The organism is Schleiferilactobacillus shenzhenensis LY-73 (assembly GCF_000469325.1).
Taxonomy (GTDB): Bacteria; Bacillota; Bacilli; order Lactobacillales; family Lactobacillaceae; genus Schleiferilactobacillus; species Schleiferilactobacillus shenzhenensis.
The window spans coordinates 46763-66503 of record NZ_KI271584.1 but is presented as its reverse complement, the minus strand read 5'-3'; the positions used below and the strand labels follow the sequence as shown (position 1 = coordinate 66503).

16 protein-coding genes, 1 tRNA gene and 1 pseudogene are annotated in these 19741 nt (G+C 61.3%); 8 read left to right on the top strand and 10 right to left on the bottom strand.

The genetic code is table 11. The annotated features are described in order from the left end of the window. Positions 1 to 153: 153 nt before the first annotated feature. The 7 genes and pseudogenes from pelG to L248_RS03805 form a co-directional block, all read right to left on the bottom strand. A complete protein-coding gene (gene pelG / locus L248_RS03835; RefSeq protein WP_040534722.1) occupies positions 154 to 1554 on the bottom strand; it encodes an exopolysaccharide Pel transporter PelG in 1401 nt (466 codons plus the stop codon). Positions 1555 to 1579: 25 nt separating this feature from the next. Beyond that, positions 1580 to 2962 (bottom strand): annotated as a pseudogene (gene pelF / locus L248_RS16475) (GT4 family glycosyltransferase PelF). Positions 2963 to 2970: 8 nt separating this feature from the next. Further along, a complete protein-coding gene (locus L248_RS03825; protein ID WP_040534721.1) occupies positions 2971 to 4806 on the bottom strand; it encodes a DUF2194 domain-containing protein in 1836 nt (611 codons plus the stop codon). Next, the gene (locus L248_RS15750; RefSeq protein WP_022528757.1) at positions 4793 to 5692 is read right to left on the bottom strand and encodes a hypothetical protein; all 900 of its coding nucleotides are present in this window, start codon (positions 5690 to 5692) and stop codon (positions 4793 to 4795) included. The genes L248_RS03825 and L248_RS15750 overlap by 14 nt, the downstream gene beginning before the upstream one ends. A gap of 9 nt (positions 5693 to 5701) precedes the next feature. After that, positions 5702 to 6652: a hypothetical protein gene (locus tag L248_RS03815; RefSeq protein ID WP_022528756.1), complete on the bottom strand. Its 951-nt coding sequence runs from the start codon at positions 6650 to 6652 to the stop codon at positions 5702 to 5704. A 6-nt stretch (positions 6653 to 6658) separates the two neighbouring features. Beyond that, positions 6659 to 7423: an endo alpha-1,4 polygalactosaminidase gene (locus L248_RS03810; protein WP_040534719.1), complete on the bottom strand. Its 765-nt coding sequence runs from the start codon at positions 7421 to 7423 to the stop codon at positions 6659 to 6661. A 23-nt stretch (positions 7424 to 7446) separates the two neighbouring features. Continuing rightward, the gene (locus L248_RS03805; protein ID WP_022528754.1) at positions 7447 to 8388 is read right to left on the bottom strand and encodes an NAD-dependent epimerase/dehydratase family protein; all 942 of its coding nucleotides are present in this window, start codon (positions 8386 to 8388) and stop codon (positions 7447 to 7449) included. A gap of 528 nt (positions 8389 to 8916) precedes the next feature. Here L248_RS03805 and L248_RS15045 point away from each other — a divergent pair. Beyond that, positions 8917 to 9330: a MarR family winged helix-turn-helix transcriptional regulator gene (locus L248_RS15045; RefSeq protein ID WP_022528752.1), complete on the top strand. Its 414-nt coding sequence runs from the start codon at positions 8917 to 8919 to the stop codon at positions 9328 to 9330. Positions 9331 to 9334: 4 nt separating this feature from the next. Then, the gene (locus L248_RS03795) at positions 9335 to 10729 is read left to right on the top strand and encodes an MFS transporter (RefSeq protein ID WP_022528751.1); all 1395 of its coding nucleotides are present in this window, start codon (positions 9335 to 9337) and stop codon (positions 10727 to 10729) included. Positions 10730 to 10743: 14 nt separating this feature from the next. Here the strand turns inward: L248_RS03795 and L248_RS03790 are convergent, their stop codons facing one another. Beyond that, positions 10744 to 11463: an SDR family NAD(P)-dependent oxidoreductase gene (locus L248_RS03790; RefSeq protein ID WP_022528750.1), complete on the bottom strand. Its 720-nt coding sequence runs from the start codon at positions 11461 to 11463 to the stop codon at positions 10744 to 10746. 21 nt (positions 11464 to 11484) lie between these two features. Beyond that, positions 11485 to 12432, bottom strand: a complete 948-nt coding sequence (locus L248_RS03785; protein ID WP_196811985.1) for a hypothetical protein — start codon at positions 12430 to 12432, stop codon at positions 11485 to 11487. A 116-nt stretch (positions 12433 to 12548) separates the two neighbouring features. Between L248_RS03785 and L248_RS15745 the strand changes: the two genes are divergently transcribed. After that, on the top strand, positions 12549 to 12872 hold the full coding sequence (locus tag L248_RS15745; protein ID WP_155828557.1) for a hypothetical protein: 324 nt from the start codon (positions 12549 to 12551) through the stop codon (positions 12870 to 12872). Positions 12873 to 13409: 537 nt separating this feature from the next. Here L248_RS15745 and L248_RS03775 read toward each other — a convergent pair. After that, positions 13410 to 13482 (bottom strand) — tRNA-Lys (locus tag L248_RS03775). Between the two features lie 304 nt (positions 13483 to 13786). Between L248_RS03775 and yycF the strand changes: the two genes are divergently transcribed. The 5 genes from yycF (at position 13787) to L248_RS03750 (ending at position 19536) form a co-directional block, all read left to right on the top strand. Then, positions 13787 to 14500 carry a response regulator YycF gene (gene yycF / locus L248_RS03770; protein WP_022528746.1) on the top strand — a complete coding sequence of 238 codons (714 nt, stop codon included), beginning with the start codon at positions 13787 to 13789 and terminating at the stop codon, positions 14498 to 14500. A 25-nt stretch (positions 14501 to 14525) separates the two neighbouring features. Beyond that, positions 14526 to 16406, top strand: coding sequence for a cell wall metabolism sensor histidine kinase WalK (gene walK / locus L248_RS03765; protein WP_022528745.1), 1881 nt, complete (start codon positions 14526 to 14528; stop codon positions 16404 to 16406). Further along, complete coding sequence (locus tag L248_RS03760) at positions 16390 to 17814, top strand: YycH family regulatory protein (protein WP_040534715.1); 1425 nt, start codon at positions 16390 to 16392, stop codon at positions 17812 to 17814. Before walK ends, L248_RS03760 begins: the two co-directional genes overlap by 17 nt. After that, complete coding sequence (locus L248_RS03755; protein WP_022528743.1) at positions 17815 to 18651, top strand: two-component system regulatory protein YycI; 837 nt, start codon at positions 17815 to 17817, stop codon at positions 18649 to 18651. Between the two features lie 84 nt (positions 18652 to 18735). Then, the gene (locus L248_RS03750) at positions 18736 to 19536 is read left to right on the top strand and encodes an MBL fold metallo-hydrolase (RefSeq protein ID WP_022528742.1); all 801 of its coding nucleotides are present in this window, start codon (positions 18736 to 18738) and stop codon (positions 19534 to 19536) included. The last annotated feature ends 205 nt before the right edge of the window (positions 19537 to 19741 follow it).

Genomic DNA, 19741 nt, shown 5'->3' with positions numbered 1-19741 from the left:
GTGCCCACCACGTTCCAGCCCGTTTTGCCGGAGCTTGCGGAGCTTTGGCACGGCGCCAGGGCATGTTTTGTCACGTGCCCACAGCATTCCAGTCCCCAATCTGCGGAGCCCGGAGTCACCCGGGCCAACGCCAGCCAGTCGCCTTTCTTCCCACTACCCCAGTCCCGGCGCCAAGAAGAGCCGCTGGGCGAAGCGCTCGCTGTACCAGAACAAGCGGGGCAGGCCGACGGTGATGCCGCAGAGCGCACCGGCGACCAAGCCGAAGCCGTAGTAGGGCAGCCCCAGCGGACTGAGCAAGGCCGTGGCGAGCAGCGTGGCGGCACCAAAGACGATGCCCGTGAGCGCCGCGCCCCGCCGGTCGTCTAAGTACAACTGCATCAGCAGTGCCACCAGGACGAAACTATTCAAGCAGGCGCCAACGATCGTGACCTCCAGAATCGACGTTTCCAGTGAGAACAGCGGGTCCGCCGCAGTCACCACCCAGAGAACCAGCAGTACCGCGACGGTGAGCATCGCCTGGGTGCGGAAGATGTGGCCGATCTCGGCCCGCAGCACCCGGTGCAGCCGGTCCTGGCTGCGGGTGATGGTGCCCAGGCGGCCGCCGTTGTTCACTTGGCTCAGTACCTTGCGGTAATACGGGTAGAACCGGGTCTGGACGGCGAGGAACAGTAACGGGTAGATGGGCGCGATGATCAGGTAAGCCCAGAAGGTGCTGGTGTCGTAAATGCGGTTGGTCCAAAAGGCGCCGCTCACGACGGTCCCGGCCGTTGCCCAGTAGAGGATGTTGCTGCCCCACAGGCCCAGGGCATAGCCCAGACCGCCGGCGGCCAGGGCGGGGTGGCGGCGGAAGTGTTCCCGCCACGCCCACCAATCCATCCGCCGACCTAGGGGTAAGTGGTGCAGGAGGGTACTGAGCGTGCCCAGGTCGGCGATGACCAGGCCGGTCACCATGATCCCCAGCAGCGTGACCGTGACACCGTGGGTGCCCGGCAGCCACCAGTGCTGGCTGGCACAGATACCGGCGGCGAGCACGGCCAAACCGCAGCCGCCGGCCAGCCACCAGATACCCGTGTTGCGCTTGCCGGTCTGTTGAACGAGCAACTGCAGGGTGAACAGGGCGTTGGCGGCCAGCAGCCCGGCCCCCAGGACCAGGCCCAGCGCCAGCGGCGGGCGCTGTAGGAGCATGTAGCCGGCCCACAACAGGCTGCTGGCTCCGGCTTGGACCGTCAGCCAGCCGCAGGCCCCCGGCAAGAGCCGGTCGGCGCGCTGGGCGTAGAGCTCGTCGGCGACGAAGCGGGCGATGACGAACTGGCCGGGGGAGAACAGCAGCTGGCCAAAGATAAAGCAGTAGGCGGTGCCAATGCTGAAAGCGTCGGCGTTGGCCACCGTGATCCAGGCGTTGTGCAGCAGCCAGGTGCGGATGAGCAGCATACTGGCTAAGACGGCCAGCCAGCTGCCGGCACTGGCGAGCAGGGCGTAGCCATAGGCGAGTACCCGCCGGCTGAGGAACTCAGGGGTAAATAAACGGCGCAGGCGAGTCGTAACTCCGGCCATGATGATTCCTCCTTTTCTTTCTGTCTTATGCTGACGCATACAGGGCGGTATAAGCGGCGACCATGTGGGTCAGCTGGTAGCGGGCCAGAACGCGGCGCGCCCCGGCGGCACCCATCGTCGCCAGGGCGTCTGGATGGCGGTAGAACCAGGCCAACTTGTCGGCAATCTGGTCCGGTGCGATGGGCCGGACGACGAAGCCGGCGCGACCGTCATCGTCGCCAGGACCGGTGAGCAGTTCCTGACAGTCGCCAACATTGGTGGTCACCCAGGGAATGCCGGCGGCCATCCCTTCGAGCATCGCCAGGGGCTGGCTCTCGGAGATACTGGTCAGCACCAGCACGTCCAGGCGGGGCAGGTAATCGGCCACGGCCACCTTGCCGGTCAGCGTGATGTGTTCGGCCAAGTCCAGGGCGGCAATCAGCTCCCGGCAACGGCGGGCATAGGCCGGGTCCTCGTCCGCCGGCCCCATCACGGTGCAATGGAACGGCACGCCAGCCTGCCGCAGATAGTCGCAGGCGTGGATCAAGGTGACGATGTCCTTGATCGGCGTCAGCCGGACGATCGCCCCAATCTGCAGTGCTTGGGGAGAAAAGCGGTGGCGGGGCAGTGCCGCATAGTCCGCGCCAGCCACGCCGTTGGGAATGACGGCCAGCCGGTCGGGGGCGGCCCCCGCCGCCAACTGGTGCTGCTGGTTGCGGGCGGAAAGGGTCACCACCTCATCGGCACAGGCGTAAGCGGTGCGGGCCAGGTAATGGAAGAAGGCGATTCACTGGGGCTTGAAGGCTGCCCCGAGCCAGTCGGCTTGGAGAATGTCTTCCTCCCGCTCCCGGGCGTAGATGCCGTGTTCGGTGATGATCATCCGCGCGCCGGTGGCCCGTTTGACCCGGGCGGCGAGCAGGCCGCCGTACCCCGTGGCCGTGGCGTGAACCGTATCGTAGCGGTCGGGCAGGGGCTGCTGCAGCAGGTGCAGGACCGGTGTCAGCAGGTTCCGCCAGGACCAGTAATACGCTAAGAAATCCACGCTTTGCCGGTCGGCTTGATAGCGGGCGGTGATCAGATCATAGAATACCGGACTGGCCAGGAACGTATCGGCATCCCCCAGCCGGGTCGGGTCGGCGAATAAATCAAGGGCTGCCGGCACAGGGTCGGTGAAGGTCAGCCACTGGCTGATCAAGTCCCGGTCGGCCGCTTGCAGCCGCACCGGCCGTTTCTGGACAGACCGGCACGTCAGGGAGAAATTTACCACCGCAGAGAGGTTCGCCAGGGGCGGAAACCGGCTCGCTGGCGGCGTGTCGTCCGCCGTGACGGCTAGGACGGTGAAATCGTGGGCGGGAATGGCCGCCATCAGTTGGTGGATCCAGCTGGCGACCCCGCCGGTGACGTAGGGGTAGCAGCCTTCGGCGATCATGGCGATCTTCATTGGGAGACACCTCTTTCAATCGTGAGGGTAACATTGGCCTGCCGGGGTTGGACGCTGTAGAGACCGGCAGCCAGCCGCGTGATGTGGGCCGCTGGCGAGCGGCGCAGGGTCTGGCCCGGGGTCAGCCGGACAACGGCACTGCTCAGGTGGGGCAGATCCCGGCTGAGCAGCTGGATCCGATTGCGGCCGTAACGTACGTCTAGGCGGCCCTGAAGATACTGGCGCAGGGCGGCGCTGGCACTGTGCTGGGTCAGCGGGGTGATTTGGGGGTAAGTGCGGGCAATGTGGGCCGCCATTTTTTCGTATCCCCGGGCCAGGTCGGCCCAGTTCTGACCGCTGTTGCGGGCTTCATCGAAGACGTCATCGGGGTGGATGAAGTGGGAGACGACGCCCAGTGTGCTGGCTACTTCGGCAATGTGGTACTGGGTCATGGGTGCAAGCAGGTAGCCCGAGGCGCTGCGCGGGAAGTTGAGCAGGTTCGGGGCGGTCGCATTAGGTCCGTACTCTGTGACGTAGCGGCTGTCGGTGGTATCGCCGTAATACAGCGCCGCGATCGTGTCCAGGCGGGGGAAGGCTGTACGCACGGCGGTCACGCCGGTGCTGCTGAGCAGGTTGGACGGCGGCACATAGGTGGTCAGGGTGTCGTTAGGCGCCAGGGTCTTGGCCAACCGGCCCACCGCCGCCAGTCCCGGCTGCATTGCGGCAGCGCTGGGCCAGGGCCGGTATTTGAGAGTGACGTCCGCCGGGTCGCTGGCCAGTAAGAGCGGCTGGTGGTTATAACCGTGCAGGCTCAGTTCACCGCCCAGATGATGCATGGCCCGAGTGAATTTCTGGCCCGTCTTGCGCATCGTCTGGTACAGGTCAATGGTGCGGCCGGCAGTGTCATTGGTATACGTGCCGATCAAAGCCCCAGTGTATTTTAGATTGTATTTTCTGGCAATGCGCACCATGTCCGGCCACCAGTGTTCCTCATAGAACGTGCGGATACTCATCGGCGTGCCGCTAGCGTCCGCCACCGTGGTCGTCTGGTGGGGGACCGGTGCGGGGAAGTCGTCGATATGCATCACCTGCACCCCGGCTTGAGCGGTGACGAACTGCGGCAGCAGCCGGCCGACGCTGTGTAAGAAGAGCCCCCGGGCCAGTTTGTCGTGGAGAAAGTGGGTATTCCAATACTGCACCCGGCCGTTGGCGGCTTCAATGAGCAGGGGGACTTTCTCTTGGCTGCTGAGCAGGACCTTGGTCCCGCGGGTTAATTGCAGCCCGGCACTCTCGTGGGTGAAGGCGTCCGAATCGTCTTGCGCTATGTCGGGATAACCGGGGAACAGTGTCTGATTGAAGACCAGCCCCGTCGCCCGGCGGTCTGGCCCGCTGGCTTTGACGCCTAGGATGCGGTTAAGAAAGGCGGGCCGCTCCGCTGTCCGCTGCAAGAAAACGACTCGGCCGCCCTGGGCGATATAGGTCTGCAGGGACCCGGCCAGCGGGGTCAAGTCGGTGGCCGCCACCAGCAGTACGGTGCGTTCGCCCGCCGTTACGCTGGCCAGCCGGTCCGGGTCGATGGTCGCATAGGGCACCTTGGCGTAGCGCAGAGCTTGGCTGGTGGACTGGATCAAGGCTTGTTCATCCGGATCGGCGGACTGGACGAAGATCAGGCGGTTTTCTTCCTGAAGCGTCGGGGCCGCCGCCGTGGTCCGCAGTGTCGTGCCGGTCTGGCTGGCTTGCACGGGAAAGACCCGGTGGTGGAGGGTGTCGCTGCGCAGCAGGACGATGCCGCCGAGGAGCAGGGCCGCCACCCCGGCAATCACCGCGGGCAGCCAATAATTAGTGAACTTCAACAGGATGACCTCCAATCATCGCGAGGGCAGTGTGTTCGGCAGGCAACAGGGCCGCTTGGTCCCGGCTGGTGAATCGCGCCAGCTGGGCGTGGACTGCCGGCCATTGCTGAGCCCGGTAAGCCCGTTCCAGCCGGGCAAAGCGAAAGCGGCCGCCGCGGTGGCCGTGCTGTTCGGCGGCGGTCAGGAGCCGGTCGGCCCGGGGATAGTCACCCTGGGTCAGGGCGTTGTGGATCGCCGTCAGCCAGAACTCGGCATGCTGGGGAAAGTCCTGCAGCACCTGGGCACTCGCGGCCTGTTCCTCTTGACGGAGGCGGGTCTGTTCGTGGGTGTTGAGCAGGTCGCTGGCCAATAGGGCGGCATAGGCGTTGAGCCAGACCTGACCTGTCCGGACGGCCGGACCAGCGGTGTAGGCTGCCGCGGCGTCGTGCACGGCCGCCTGCAACACTTGGCGCTGGGCCAGCCAGGTGGTGGCGGCGTAGTGCACGGTATCCGTGTGGGGCGACGCCAGGGCTTGCGCCAGCAGCCGGCCGCTGTGGGGCAGGCGGTGCTGGTTCAAGGCCACGATCACATGCTGGTGACCGCCCGGCCGCGGTACCGCTAATTCGGGGGCGAGGGCCTCGGCTTGGGCGTCGGCCCGGGCCTGGCGGCGGACTTCACTGTGGTTGGCCACGGGTTCAAAAATGGCTTCCCGGTGTTCGGCCAGCCAGGGGACGGCGGTCACCGGTGTATAACGCAGGCGCTGCCAGAGCGCCCAGACCAGGCCCAGGGGCGGAAAGAGCAGACTGGCCAGCAGCCCGAGATGGCGCCCGGGGGCCGGGCGGATCACATAGAGCAGCAGCCAGGCGGCCAGCAGGTAGCCGGCACAGCAGAGCAGGATCAATATCATGGGGCTTCCTCACTTTCCATTGACGACTAAAGCGGCGACGGCGTCATCCACTGGGGTGGGATAGCCGGCTTCCCAGAGCTGGGCAGTCTCCATGCGGGTGCCCAGGATGCGGGTGAACCAGCTGAAGAGGATGTAGTTTTGGGTCGTCAGCTGATCGAAAACCACGTCATCCACGGTGATCAGATAGGCCAGCTGGCCCTCGACGTGGACGGCACTGACCAGGGTGGGGGCGTCCAGCGGGTCAGCCGGGCCGCGAAAGACCGGGCTGTCCGCGCTGAACGCTTGGCGGATCACGGGCGGGCACTGCATCAGCGGGATATCGCGGACGCCGTGCTTGCTGGCGGCCACCACACTGAGGCCATCGCTGCGATATTCATAGATGGCCACTTGGCGGGCACCGAGGTGCTTTTCTAACATCCGCACGACCGTCGCCGGGACGAATTCAGGGGCAACCCGGTCGACGACGCGGAAGATGTCGAAGAGGACGCTGGTCTGGTTGTCCGTGGCCAACAGCTTCTCCTTGAGCGCGTCCTTGCTGGCGGTGACCACCGTTAGCGTATGGTCCAGCTCCGCTTGGGCGGCGTGCAGTTCCTGGTTGGCAAAGGCGAGATCGTCGTAGCGCTCCCGCCGGGCCGTCGTGAGGTTGCCCAGCAGGATGGCGAGAAGAAACATGGTGCTCCAGGCCAAGAGCTGGGGCATGGTCCACAGCTGGCTGAGAATATCGCCGCCGCGCAGGGGACCGTGGAGCACGCACTGGGCGATGAGGACCAGGGCGGCGGTATAGAGACCAACGCCGAGGCCGTAGTAGGCGGCGAAGAGCGCGGTCACCACCAGGCCCAAGGTTGGTTCGAAGGCGGCGGGGACGAAGGCAGTCAAGGCTAGCAGGGCCGTCAAGGCGGTAACGGCGGCGAGGGGCTCCAGCAGTTTCAGCCAAAGCGATTTTTGCTGGGTGATGGGCATTGTAGGTCACTCCTTAGTGAGTTGGTCGTAATGATCATCGGCGTTGCGGGCGTGGTGCAAGCCCAATTCTTGAGCGTAATAGAGGCTGGCAATGTCCGGGCAGACGACGTAGACCGGTGTTTGCGTGCGGTCGAAGTAGTCCAGCCAGCGCTGGGACCAGGCATCAGCCGCAATTTTCGGGGCGCTGAAGTCTTCCCAGAGAATGCCGTCCACGAGTCCCCGGGTCGCTTGCTGGTAGGTGAGAAAGCCCCAGTTCTGGAGCCAGGCTAGTTTCGGGTGGCGGTGCTGCTGGTGCTGGAGCCAATCGGCCAGGGTGCGGCGCAGGTCGGTCTGCACCCGGGGGTGGCCGGTCAGGTAGTCATCGATGTCGCCCACGGTATCCAGCATGACGCCGGTGTAGCGGTGGGCAGCGATGCGCTGGATCTTTGCCGCCAGGGCTGCTTGGACGGCCGGCTGGCGCAGATCCATCAACGTGGTGCCCCACTGGGGAACGGCCACCGGCCGGCCTTTGAGACGCAGCTGGGCACTGGGCGGCAGGCGGTATTCCGGGGCCATTTCTAACACGTTCACGTACCCGAAGACTTGGACGCCGGCGGCCCGCAGCCGCTGAACCTGCTTGGCCGGCCAGCCGCCCGGTTCGATGATCACCAGGGGATAATGCTGCAGGGCGGCGACGGCCGCCGGGGTGGCGTCGCCGTAATAGATTTTGAATGCGCGGGGGGACGGCGCCCCGCACCCGGCGGCGGTGAGAAAACTGGCACAAAACGTCATAAACAGCAGCCTCCTTAAGGTCTTCATGGGGTCGCGGCCAGCGCGGTCCAGTAGGCACTGAGGCCGGCGGGCAGCGCATACTGCGGCCGCCAGCCCAAGGCCTGCAGCCGGTCGCTGCTGGCCCGGGAATGCTTGATGTCCCCCGGGCGGGCGGCCGCTTGGCGCCGCCTCAGGCGGCGGCGGCTGATCGTTTCCAGCAGGCGAATCACGTCGTTCAAACTGCTGGCCTGCCCGGTGCCGACGTTGAAGACGGCGTTCGTGACGGCCGGATCCTCGCCGAGCCGGACGAGGGCGGCCACGACATCGGCAACGTAGACAAAGTCCCGAGTCTGTTCGCCGTCGCCCAGACAGGTGAACGGCTGCCCAGTCTGCAGGGCTGCGGTCAGCTTGGAGAGGACCCCGGAATATGGGGACCGGGGATTTTGCCGGGGACCGTAAACGTTGAAGAAACGGGCCGCCACGGTGGGAATGTCGTGGAGCGCGCCGAAGGCCAGCACCATGCGTTCGCTGGCATATTTATCGATGGCGTAGGGGGATTCTGGAGAGACGGGGAGGTCTTCGGTTTTCGGCAGCGCAGGGGCACTGCCGTAGACGGCTGCCGAAGAGGCAAACACAAGCTTGCGCAGGGGCAGCTGCTCATCGCGAATGAGCTGCAGCAGGTGCACCACGGCCGAATAATTAACCAAGTGGCAGGCCGCGGGGGCGGCGATTGAGTGGGCCACGCTGGCGATCGCTGCGAGGTGATAAATATAATCCGGCCGTTCGCTGGTCAGCAGAGCGGCCAGCAACGGGGTGTTGGTGATGGAACCATACACAAAACGCAGGCGCGGCGAGCGGGGCAGATTCTCTGCCCGGCCCATGGAGAGATCGTCTAAAACGATCACCCGGTGGCCATTAAATAACAAGTGCTGGACAAGGTGGGAGCCAATAAAACCGGCCCCGCCGGTGACGAGAGTAGTGGGCATAAGACGCTTCCTTTCTGTGTTCGGCTCGTGACATTTCCCACATGCTTAAAGGTAGCAGGGCCGGAATCCGGTGTAAAGAAATTGGGACAGGATGGAATTTTGGTGGGCCATTTTCAAAAAGGTGGGGCTGACTGTTTGTGATATTACTGAAAATCAGTGCGAATAAAGGTATTTCGTCTGTATTATTAATGCTAATACGGTCTAGACCGAACATTTACAATTTCTGAAAATGACAGTCGGCGAAAGAAAATTGATACGCTGCCGCCCAAGCCTCTGATTTCACTAAGTGCCGTTTTTTACTGGTCAAGTGCGCGGAATCGGCCGCCCTTGGCCGGGCAATATTCTTCTGCCGGAATGTATAAAAAAACATCCCGGAAAATGAATCGGACCGCCAAGCGGACCATGTCGTGGGGGGAAGCAACATGGCGAGGATTAAGGAAAAAATCCAGAGTCGGCTTTGCGACCGGCCCTTTCTTGTGGCATAATAGCTAACGGCTATTAGATATTAACCAGAAAGAAGATTACCCCATGAATTCGCAGGACATCAACGCCGCCTTGCAGAAAACTTTGGATACTTTGCGTTTTGCCCAAAATGACGACCCCCGCCTGCATCGGCGGGATTATTTATTGGCCCTGGTGCAGCAGCACGCCACTGTTCTCAGCGCCGGCGAGATCGGCCAGATCATGGGCCTGACGACCCCCCGGGTGGCTTTGCTGCTCAAGGACTTGGCGGCCCATGGCTGGGTGACGCGTACGCCAGACCCGGCGGACCACCGCCGTACACTGGTCCAGCTGACCGCCGCTGGGGCCGCCCATCTGGCTGCGTTGACCGCGGCTCGAACGCAACGTATCGCCCGCCTAATCGACCAGGTGGGCCCCCAGGACGCGGCGACGTTTCTGAAAGTGCTCCAAGTCTATGCCCGGACCAACGAGAAAGCGTGAAAATGTGACACCCCGTACCGTTTCTACCCAAACCAAAATCAGTATTGTGTCGGTGGGTCTGCTCTCCTTCATCGGCATCCTCATCGAGACCGCGATGAACGTGACCTTCCCTACGCTCATTAGAGAACTGCACGTCAGCCTGGCCACCGTCCAGTGGCTGGCGACCGGCTACCTGCTGCTGGTCACCATCGTCATGAGCACCACTGCTTACGTCCTCAAGCGGTTCCCGCCGCACCAGATTTTCACGGCGGCGGCCCTCCTGTGTGTCGGGGGGACTCTGTTGTGCCTGGCCGCCCACAGCTTTCCGGTGCTGTTCTTGGGCCGGCTGGCCCAGGCCGTGGCCACCGGCCTGTCGACGCCGCTGATGTTCCAGCTGATCTTCACTCGGATCCCGGGCGATCGGCTCGGGCTATACAGCGGTCTAGCCGCGGTCATCATTTCCTTTGCCCCCGCGTTGGGGCCGACCTACGGCGGGGTCTTGACCAGTCTGTGGTCCTGGCGGGCGATTTTTATCGGCGTACTGCCGGTCATCGCCGTGGTTGGGGTGAGCGGCTTTTTCAGTATCCACGGCGCGGCCCCGGGGACTGCCGGCCACCGGTTCGACGGCCCCGGCGCGGCGCTATTAGCCGTTGTGCTCACCAGCGTGATTTGGGCGTTGAACGAAGCCGGCTTGCACGGGTGGGGGAGCCGCCAATTTTGGCTCAGCCTCGCCGCTGCCGCGGTGCTCATCCTGGCGATGACGGTGTACGCCCAGCGGGGTCGGCGGCGGCTGATCGACTACACGATTTTGCGGCTGCCCGTCTTGCGGTTCCGGCTGTTTACTTATTTTGGCCTGCAGTTCATCAATATTGGGCTTTCTTACTTACTCCCCATCTACGCCCAGACCGTGTTGGGGTACTCGGCGATGACGGCCGGGCTGATGCTGCTGCCGGGGTCGCTGCTGGGGACGATCACCAGCCCACTGGCCGGGAAAGTCTATGACCAAAAAGGACCCGCTGGGCCGTTAATGCTCAGCGGGTGCCTGATTGTCGCCGGGACGGCGCTGTTCTGGGCGCTGGCCGGCCGGCTGGATCTGGTGCTGATCGTGGTGCTGTACAGTCTGGTGCGAATCGGCTTCAACGCCGGGTTCAGTACGGCCATCACCGACGCCAGCGTTCAGGTGCACGGCCGCCAAAAAGCGGACCAGAATTCATTGTTCAGCATGACCCAGCAATATGCCGGTTCCTTAAGTATGAGTCTGCTGACGGCGGTGGTCGCTGCGGTCAGTCTGACGACGACTAGCCGGGCGGGGACGCAGCGGGGCACAGTCATCGACTTTGCACTCCTCTTTATTCTCGCCGGCATGGTTTTAGCGTCCATTGGGTGGCTGCGCTGGCGGCGCCACCAAGCCGCCGCGTAAGGCCGAGAACGGGCTTACCAGGGCAGCTTGCCCGCCGTTTCGGTGAAGGTGCCCGTGCCAAAGTTGGCAGCCGTCGCCGCTTTGACGATTTGAGCGGCCCCCTCGGCGACGGTTTGCTCCCCGCCGCGGCTGCCGCCGAATTCTGTATCGGTATATCCTGGATTAATGGCGTTCACCGTGATGCCGGCCGCAGCCAGTTCCTTGCTGAAGCAGACGGTGGCGAAGTTGGCGGCCGCCTTCGAGGCTTGGTAGCCCAGCGAACTGACGCCGTAGTAGCGGCTGGTCGGGTCGCTGGCCAGCGTCAGCGAGCCCATGTTGCTGGAGACGTTGATGATTCGAGCCGGGGTGCCTTTCTTCAATAACGGGATCATGGCCTGAGTCACGGCGACCAGGCCGAAGAAGTTCACGTCGAAGTCCTGGCGCATGGTGCTCACCGGCATGGTGCTGGCCGGCTGGTGGCGGTCGAAGGCCACGCCGGCATTATTGATGAGAATAGTCAGCGCGCCGTAATCGCGGCTGATCTGCTCGGCGGCGGCGGTGATCGTGTCGTCCTTCGTTACATCCAGAAGCACCAGGTCCGCCGTGCAGCCGTCAGCCCGCAGGCGGTCCACGGCGGCCTGCCCGCGGGTCCGGTCCCGGGCACCGACCAAGATATGCTGCCCTTGCTGGCCTAATTCCCGCGCCGTCTCGAAGCCGATGCCCTTATCGGCACCGGTAATCAATGTGATTGTCATATGCTCCGCACTCCTATTCTGTTAGAACGTTTTGGGGGAAGAAAGGTGCCGCGCCGCCCAGGCGAACCGCACCAGCCAGAAGCCCGTGGCCACTGTGGGCAGAATGTCGATGACCGCCGCGGCCGCCAGGATCAGCAGCAGCTGGCGCAGGTCCACCGTCCACAAGGTCGTCACAGCGACGAACACCCCGCCGGCAGAGACGAGCAGCACCAGCAGCCGGTCGGCCAGCAGGGACCAGAAGGACCGGTCGGCAGTGCGCCTTTCTTCCGCCGTCGCCGCATCGGTCAGCGCGTCCGGGTCCAGCCGCAGCTTTTTGATCAAGGCCTTGATCTCGTCGCCATCCAGGGGAGAAAAGACGGCCCGGAAGGGATTGCCCACGTAGTCGTGGGGGTCGCTGGCTGCCAGCCGGCTGTACAGGGTGTGGCCGACGGCGTTGACCCGCATCAGCCGGTCGTGATCTTTGGTCAGAGCCGTGATCAGCACCGCAGCCAGTATGAGAAAGGCCAGCGCCAAGAGCAGCCGGGAGACGTGGGAGAAGGTGACACTGACCACGTTCAGGCGGCTGTAGAAATAGACGCAGTAGGCGAAGAGCAACGCCAGCACGGCCAGCGTGCCGGTGGCCAGCGTCATGCGCGTGCGCAAACGCGGCCGCAGCGTTAACAGCCGCATGCACGTCGGCGGCAGGGCCGCTGCTGACACTTCTTGATCCCCATCCTGCCAGGCGGCCAGGGTATCATCCAGCAGCGGATCGTTCAGCAGGTAGATCACGGCAGCGGTATAGGTGTTGTCGCCGCCGGCAAACGTCAGCTCGTCCGCCGTCGCCAGCAGCGGGGCCGCCAGCGGGTTCCGGTAACGGATGACCGCGTACTTGTCCGGTCCTAAGACATCCTGAATAATCACCTTGGTGCTCTTGTTGACCCGGCCCAGCGGGTCCTCCCGTAATGCAATTTGTCCTGGTGCATACGCCATGATGCTCATCTTCCCCACTATTTTTGGTACCACTTCCAGCATAGCAGGCCCCTTTTTGTTCGCAAGTATTATTATCGATTGGTACAATAAGAGAGAAGAAGAAAGGCGGCTGAGCGATGGACAACGAGGATAAGGATTTCATCATGCGCCAAATCCGCACCTTTGCCATGGGCCTGGGGGCGCTATTGTCGAAGGATTCACTGCGGGACTTCATCGAATACAAGCATTACGACAGCAAAGTCGTAAGCGACGGCGACCTGGACGACCTGGTCGCGTTCGCTGAGTTCCAAACCGGTCTGCACCAAGCCCAGGCCAGTCTGCCCACCGTCGCCAAGACAGTGGGGATGTCCCTGGAGCGGCTCCAGGCGCTGCTCCAAAATCGGGAGATTCCCACCGATGAGGAAATGACGGCGATCAAAGCCTATTTGAAACAGGCCTGAATAGCGGCACGAAAAAAGGACCGCCTCCACGCGGAACCGCTGCAGCAGCGCCCAGGCCAGGGCCCCCAGGGCAATCAAGGCCACGCTGCCGGCACTGTAGAAACCGACCATAGGCCCGGCGATGGCACAAACCACCGCGGCCCCCACCGCCATGAGCAAAATCGTGGCGGCCTTGAGGACGGCAACAGTGGTAACCCGCTTGCTCAGGAACGGATAGGCCAGCAGCAGGAGCGGCAGCCCGATATAGATGATGTATGCCAGAAATTGACTGACCATGCGCAACACCTCCAGCTCATTTGCCATCATTATACCGCCTCAGTTCTGGCTTGTGATATTTAAAGCATTCTCTTTTGGCCAGCATATTTCCCGGGAAATATGCGCCGGCAGCGCCGCTTTCACGGATTGAGTGTACGCACCTGACTGCCGTATCAGCAGCTGCATCGTGCACTACTGAATGACCGAAGTGAATTGGCAGACATACAAAAAAAGCACCATATCGATACGCAATCGGTATGGTGCTTTTTTGTATTGCCTGAGTGGGTGGCCAGGGGATCGAACCCTGGACCCACGGATTAAGAGTCCGTTGCTCTGCCAGCTGAGCTAGCCACCCATAAAAATGCTTCGTCGCTCTCAACGACTTAAATACTATAGCACGTAAAAAGCCCCCAACGCAACCCTTTTTTCTAAAAATCTCAGCACCCCCTTTCCCGGGTCTCTTACTGTCCCGTCAAAACAACAGACGTGTTATTCGTTCCAGCGCAGTTTCTATTAATCCGCGGCTCCCAATCGCCCCTGCCCCCCAAAGGCGCGCCCCGCCAGCGCCCTTGTCCTTTTGTAATGTACGGGGAAATTGTTATAATTGAAGCAGTGACCATTGCATGCACCTGAATACCTTTAGGGGGTAACGTTTTCGCATGGCTAAAAAAATTCTCGTAGTAGACGATGAAAAACCGATTTCTGATATTCTCAAGTTCAACCTGACCCAGGAAGGGTACGATGTGGACACGGCCGCAGATGGTGAAGAGGCCTTGGCGAAGGTGAAAAGTTACGAGCCGGACCTGATTCTCTTGGACCTGATGCTGCCGAAGATCGATGGGTTGGAAGTTGCCCGCCAGGTACGCAAGGACCGGGATACACCGATCATTATGCTGACGGCGAAGGACTCCGAGATCGATAAGGTCTTGGGCCTGGAGCTGGGCGCCGACGACTACGTCACCAAGCCTTTCTCCAACCGGGAGCTGATTGCCCGGGTGAAGGCCAACTTGCGCCGGATGGACGCCACCAACACCGCCCAAGAAGCCGACGCGGACAGTCCCCAAGAGATTACCGTGGGCGACCTGCAGATCCTGCCGGACGCCTATATTGCGAAGAAGCGGGGAGAAAAGATTGAGCTCACCCACCGTGAGTTCGAACTCCTCTATTACTTAGCCCAGCATCTGGGTCAGGTGATGACCCGGGAACATCTCCTGCAGACGGTCTGGGGTTACGACTACTTCGGCGACGTGCGCACCGTGGACGTCACGGTCCGCCGGTTGCGGGAGAAAATCGAAGACAATCCCAGCAAGCCGGAGTGGCTGGTCACCCGCCGCGGGGTCGGCTATTTTCTCCGTCGGCCAGGCGACGAGTAATGTCCGCTAAGGCGGCGCTGAGCGCATGAATAAACGGATCAAGTTATTTCAATCAATTCATTTTAAGATCGCCCTGGTTTTCGTCCTCCTGCTGATCGTGACACTGGAAGTAATCGGGGCTTATTTTGTCGGCCAGTTGGAAGAACAAAATGTTCAATCCTTTGAAGATTCGATTCAGCTCCAGGGCTATGTGACCAACCAGCTATCGACGGCCCTGGTGGATAAGAACGCCACCCAGGCCAACCAGACGATCAAAGACGTTTTGGGCAACGTCAATAACAACAACATTTCTGAAATTCAGGTCGTGGACAACCGCGGGGTCATTCGCGGGACCAGTAACGTCAACGACCAAGACGCCGTCGGTCATCGGTCCACTGTACCAGAGGTCAAGACCGGTATCTACCAGAACCGCAAGCTGGAGAAAATCACTTACGATGCCCGCAATCGCAGCTTCTATATCGCCATCACGCCTCTCTCTAACCCCACCGCTGAAAGCAACGCCACGGTGGGGGTCGTTTACGTGCGCGCCAATATGGAGGATGTCTTCGCCGGCATTCAAAAAATCGTCCAGATCTTCCTGGCGGCGTCATTAACGGCCGGGGTGCTGGGTACGGTGATCGCCATTCTTATTTCCCGGGCAATAACCAAGCCCATCGATGACATGAAGAAGCAGGCCATCCGCATGGCCCGGGGCGATTACTCCGGCCAAGTGCGGATCTACGGGAACGACGAGCTGGGCCAGCTGGCCGTCGCCGTCAACAACCTGTCTGTCCGGGTGGAGGAAGCTCAGGAAGCCTCGGAAGCCGAGCGCCGGCGCTTGGACTCTGTCCTCAGCTATATGACCGACGGGGTGCTGGCCACTGACCGCCGGGGCAACGTGGTGATCATTAACGACACCGCCCAGGATTATCTGGATAAGTCGGAGGAAGACACCATTGGCCGCTCCATCCTGGACGTCCTTGGCATCAGCGAGGACTACACACTGCGCGACTTGCTGGAGAAGCAGCAGGAGATCATCCTGGATATGTCCGATAAGGGCGATAAAGACCTGATCCTGCACGCGTATTTCTCCCTGATCCAGCGGGAGACCGGCTTCATCAGCGGCCTGGTCTGCGTGCTCCACGACGTAACCGAGCAAGAAAAGAACGAGCGCGAGCAGCAGCAGTTCGTCTCCAACGTGTCCCACGAATTGCGGACCCCGCTCACCAGCCTGCGCAGCTACATTGAAGCATTGAACGATGGGGCCTGGAAGGATCCGAAGATTGCGCCGAAGTTCCTGAAGGTCACCGCGGATGAGACCGACCGGATGATTCGCATGATCAACGACCTGCTCAGCCTTTCCCGGATCGACCGGGGCACCGCCAAGCTGAATCTGGAGTACGTCAACCTGAATGAGTTCTTGGCTTACATCATCAACCGCTTCGATATGATGATCCATTCCGATGAAGAAAACGCCGCCGAATCCGGTGCCCCGAAAAAGCATTACGTGATCAAGCGGGACTTTACGTCCCAGGATATTTGGCAGGAGATCGACACCGACAAGATGACCCAGGTCATCGACAACCTGATGAACAACGCCATCAAGTATTCACCGGATGGCGGCACGATTACCGTGCGTTTGTTCCGTTCCCGGGAGCATGTGCTGATCAGCATTGCCGACCAAGGCTTGGGTATTCCCCGGGCGGACTTGGCCAAGGTCTTTGACCGCTTCTACCGGGTGGACAAGGCCCGTTCCCGCCAGCAGGGCGGCACCGGTTTGGGGCTGGCGATTTCGAAGGAGATTGTCGAGGCCCACCGCGGTCGTATTTGGGTGAACAGTACCGAAGGAAAGGGGTCCACTTTCTACATTTCTCTGCCGTACGAAGCCTATGATCCAGGAGGTGACTGGGATGACGAGACTGTCTAGTATTGCGTTGCGGATCGCCCTGATCATCGCCGTCGGTATCAGCTTCGTGCTGACCTACATGATCATGGCCCACAACACGCTCTTCAATCAGCCGAGCCAAGACGTGGTCGGCGACAACACCAGCACGGTGCAGAATAGTACCGTCCAGAGTCTGGGTGACGTCTATCTGCCGATTCGGGTCGTCTACCACGACGATGTCGCGGAGAAACTCGTCTATAACCGGAAGAACAACCTCATGGCCAACTTGCAAAAACGCCTGGCCAAGGGGGATCTCAACGCCGTTGGCGCTGGCCGCAAGCTGAGTGCCAAGGATTACGCCGACCGGCTGAATCAGAAGAACAGCATCATGATGATCTACCCCGACCGCATCACGTGGCGGCTCTTTACCGATACGTTCAAACAGTCCAGCAAACTGGCCGACACGGATTTTGCCTTTGACCGGCTGATCTTCACGCCCAAGGGTAATCAGCTGCAAGTCGCTTTTCTCAACGACAGCACCCGCATGGTCCGCACGGCCACGATGAAGGGCGAATACACCGCGCTGACCCGGCTGGTGCGGGACGCCGACTTCACCGCCCAGTGCAAGTACGTGGTGCTGAATGACGCTATCCAGCTGTTCTTCACCAAGTCCTTCACGATGAATCCTTACAGTTACCTGGTTTCTTACACACCGGATAACGAGTTCGTGAACAACCTGATGAGTCAGGCCGAGACCAGCAACATTGAATCGAAGTCCGCCGGCGACGCCACCCAGTACGTGTCCGGCAGTCAGAAATTGATCGTGCCCAAGACCGGTCACCTGGTCACCTACCAGAGCTATGGCCGAAAAGAAGCCAAATCCATGACCCGCAAGCTGGAAAACAGCTTCGAGACGCTCAAGAGCAGCGGCATTCCGCTGCGCAATATCCGTTACTTCGGGTACGATGACAACACCGATACCGTCTCGTTCCGCAACTACGTCGAGGGCTTCCCGGTCTTCCAGCAGACTACCCGCGGGGCGGTCCAGATCACACCGGGCGATTCCACCGGCCTGCTCGAGGCCAGCTTTGCCAATTCCAACCTGCAGGTGCCGGTCCCGTCCGATCAGGCTGCGGCCACGATTATGCCCACCGACCAGGTCATCACCCAGATGGTTCAGCGCGGCTTCAAGCAAAAGCGCATCGAACGCATCCAGTTGGGCTACCGCTGGCAGATGGATAAAGAAACCGATCAGGTCGTCGATCTCTTGCCCACGTATTATGTCCGTTACGCTGGCCAGTGGCAGTCGCTGGCCACGTGGCTGAAGACCGACCCGGACACGGTGTCCGAGACCGGTCAGACCACCGGTGCACCCGCCGGTTCCGCCCAGGCCAACGATCCGCTGAACAGTGCGGACACCAGCGACGCCAACAACATGGGGGTGAGATAAATGGACTTCCGCAAAATCGAGGGCATCTTTCTCATCGTGTTCATCGCCTTGGACATCTTCCTGTTCTTCTCCTTCAAGTCGAACTTGACGCCGGTCAGTTCCCGCACCACCAGCAGTACAACGCCCACCAGCTTCGTACGGGAGATGCAGGAGGATAATATCAGTGTCAATAAGCTGTCCACCAAGCGGGGCAGCGGCTATTACCTGGCCAGTCAGCCTAACAGTGCGCTCCAGCAGAACTACCACAAGCTCATCGGCCAGACCGTCTCCCTGGACGCTGCCCAGATGACCCTCATCAGCAAGCTCAACGATCCCTTCCGGGTGACCACGAAGAACCGGACCAGTGTCATTCACGATTGGATGAAGACCAGCGGCAACGTGCTCTTCGCCGACCAGTACCAGTACGTCCCCGAAGTTTCTGACACCACCCGGGCGGTCTACGCCCAGAAGGTGGACGGCCAGCTGCTGATGGACAGTCACGGTCAGCTGGTCTTCCAGGTGCGCAACGGCTGGGTCACCGGTTATACCCAGACCTACATCAACCGGCTCCTGAAGCTGCAAGAAATGGACCAGACCAAGAGCGCCCAGGAAGCCGTCATGCTGCTGTACACGTACAGTGAGATCCCGGCCAACTCCCGCATTCTTTGGCAGAAGCTGGCGTATGGCTGGCTGCTGGACGCCAAGGGCAGCACGATTTACATCCCCGTTTGGTACGTCGGCGTCGAGAACCGCAACAGCAAGGTCGTCACCATCAAGCGGGTCAACGCCTTCACCGGCGCCGTCTTGAAGAGTACCAGCAGCGACACCACCAGTGCCACCACCAGCAGCAGTTCGTAACATAGGCGCTGGGCCAGAATCATGGTAAGCTTAGGGCAGAAATCATGCGTATGAGGAGCGAGCATTTTGGGTAATTTACCAGGTATGGATTATTTTCGGGTCAGTCCGCTCGCCAGCAGTTCGACGGGGAACGTGACTTACATCGAGACACCCCAGCATAAGGTACTGGTGGATGCGGGGCTGTCCGGTAAGAAAATCGAGCTGCTGATGGAGAGCATCGGCCGCACCCTCAAGGACGTGGACAGCCTGTTCGTCACCCACGAGCACAGCGACCACATCCGCGGAGTGGGTGTCCTGGCTCGCCGTTATCCCCAGATGACGGTGTACACCAACGCCGAGACCTGGCAGGCGATGCTGCCGAAGATCGGCAAGGTGCCGGTCGGACAGCGCGCCCTGCTGCCCATGGGCACCACCCTCTCCCTGGGCGACCTGGACGTGACCAGCTTCGGCGTCTCCCACGACGCCATTGCCCCCCAGTTCTACGAGTTCCACCACAGCGGCGAGTCCTTCGTGATCATTACGGACACCGGCTACGTGTCAGAACGGGTGGAGGGCGTCATCAAGGACGCCACCTGCTATCTCTTCGAAGCCAACCACGACACGGAGATGCTGCGGGAAGGCAGCTATCCTTGGCCGCTGAAGCAGCGCATCATGAGCGATATGGGCCATCTGTCCAACGAGGACGGAGCGCACGCCTTGATGGACGTCGTCGGCAACGACACCAAGCACATCTTCCTGGGCCACCTGAGCCAGGAGAACAACATGAAGTCGCTGGCCCACATGACCGTCGCCGAGACCATGGCGGCCCACGACTTCGGCGTCGACCACGACTTCCGCATCCACGACACCGACCCGCTGGTGGCCGTGCCGCTGCTGACCCTGTGAACGGCGTCACTTTTTGGCAGAAAGGTCACTGGAGTGCTACGAAATGTTCGTATTTTTTTCACACTTCTTCAGTAGACTGGATAGTGAAGAGTTAAGAGTGAGCAAAGGAGGGGAAACGGGACTGAGACGAAATCGCTGCTAGGGGCGACGCTCCGCACGCTTGTCGATTGAGCTAAATCACTATGAGCACGACAACCTCTTCGGA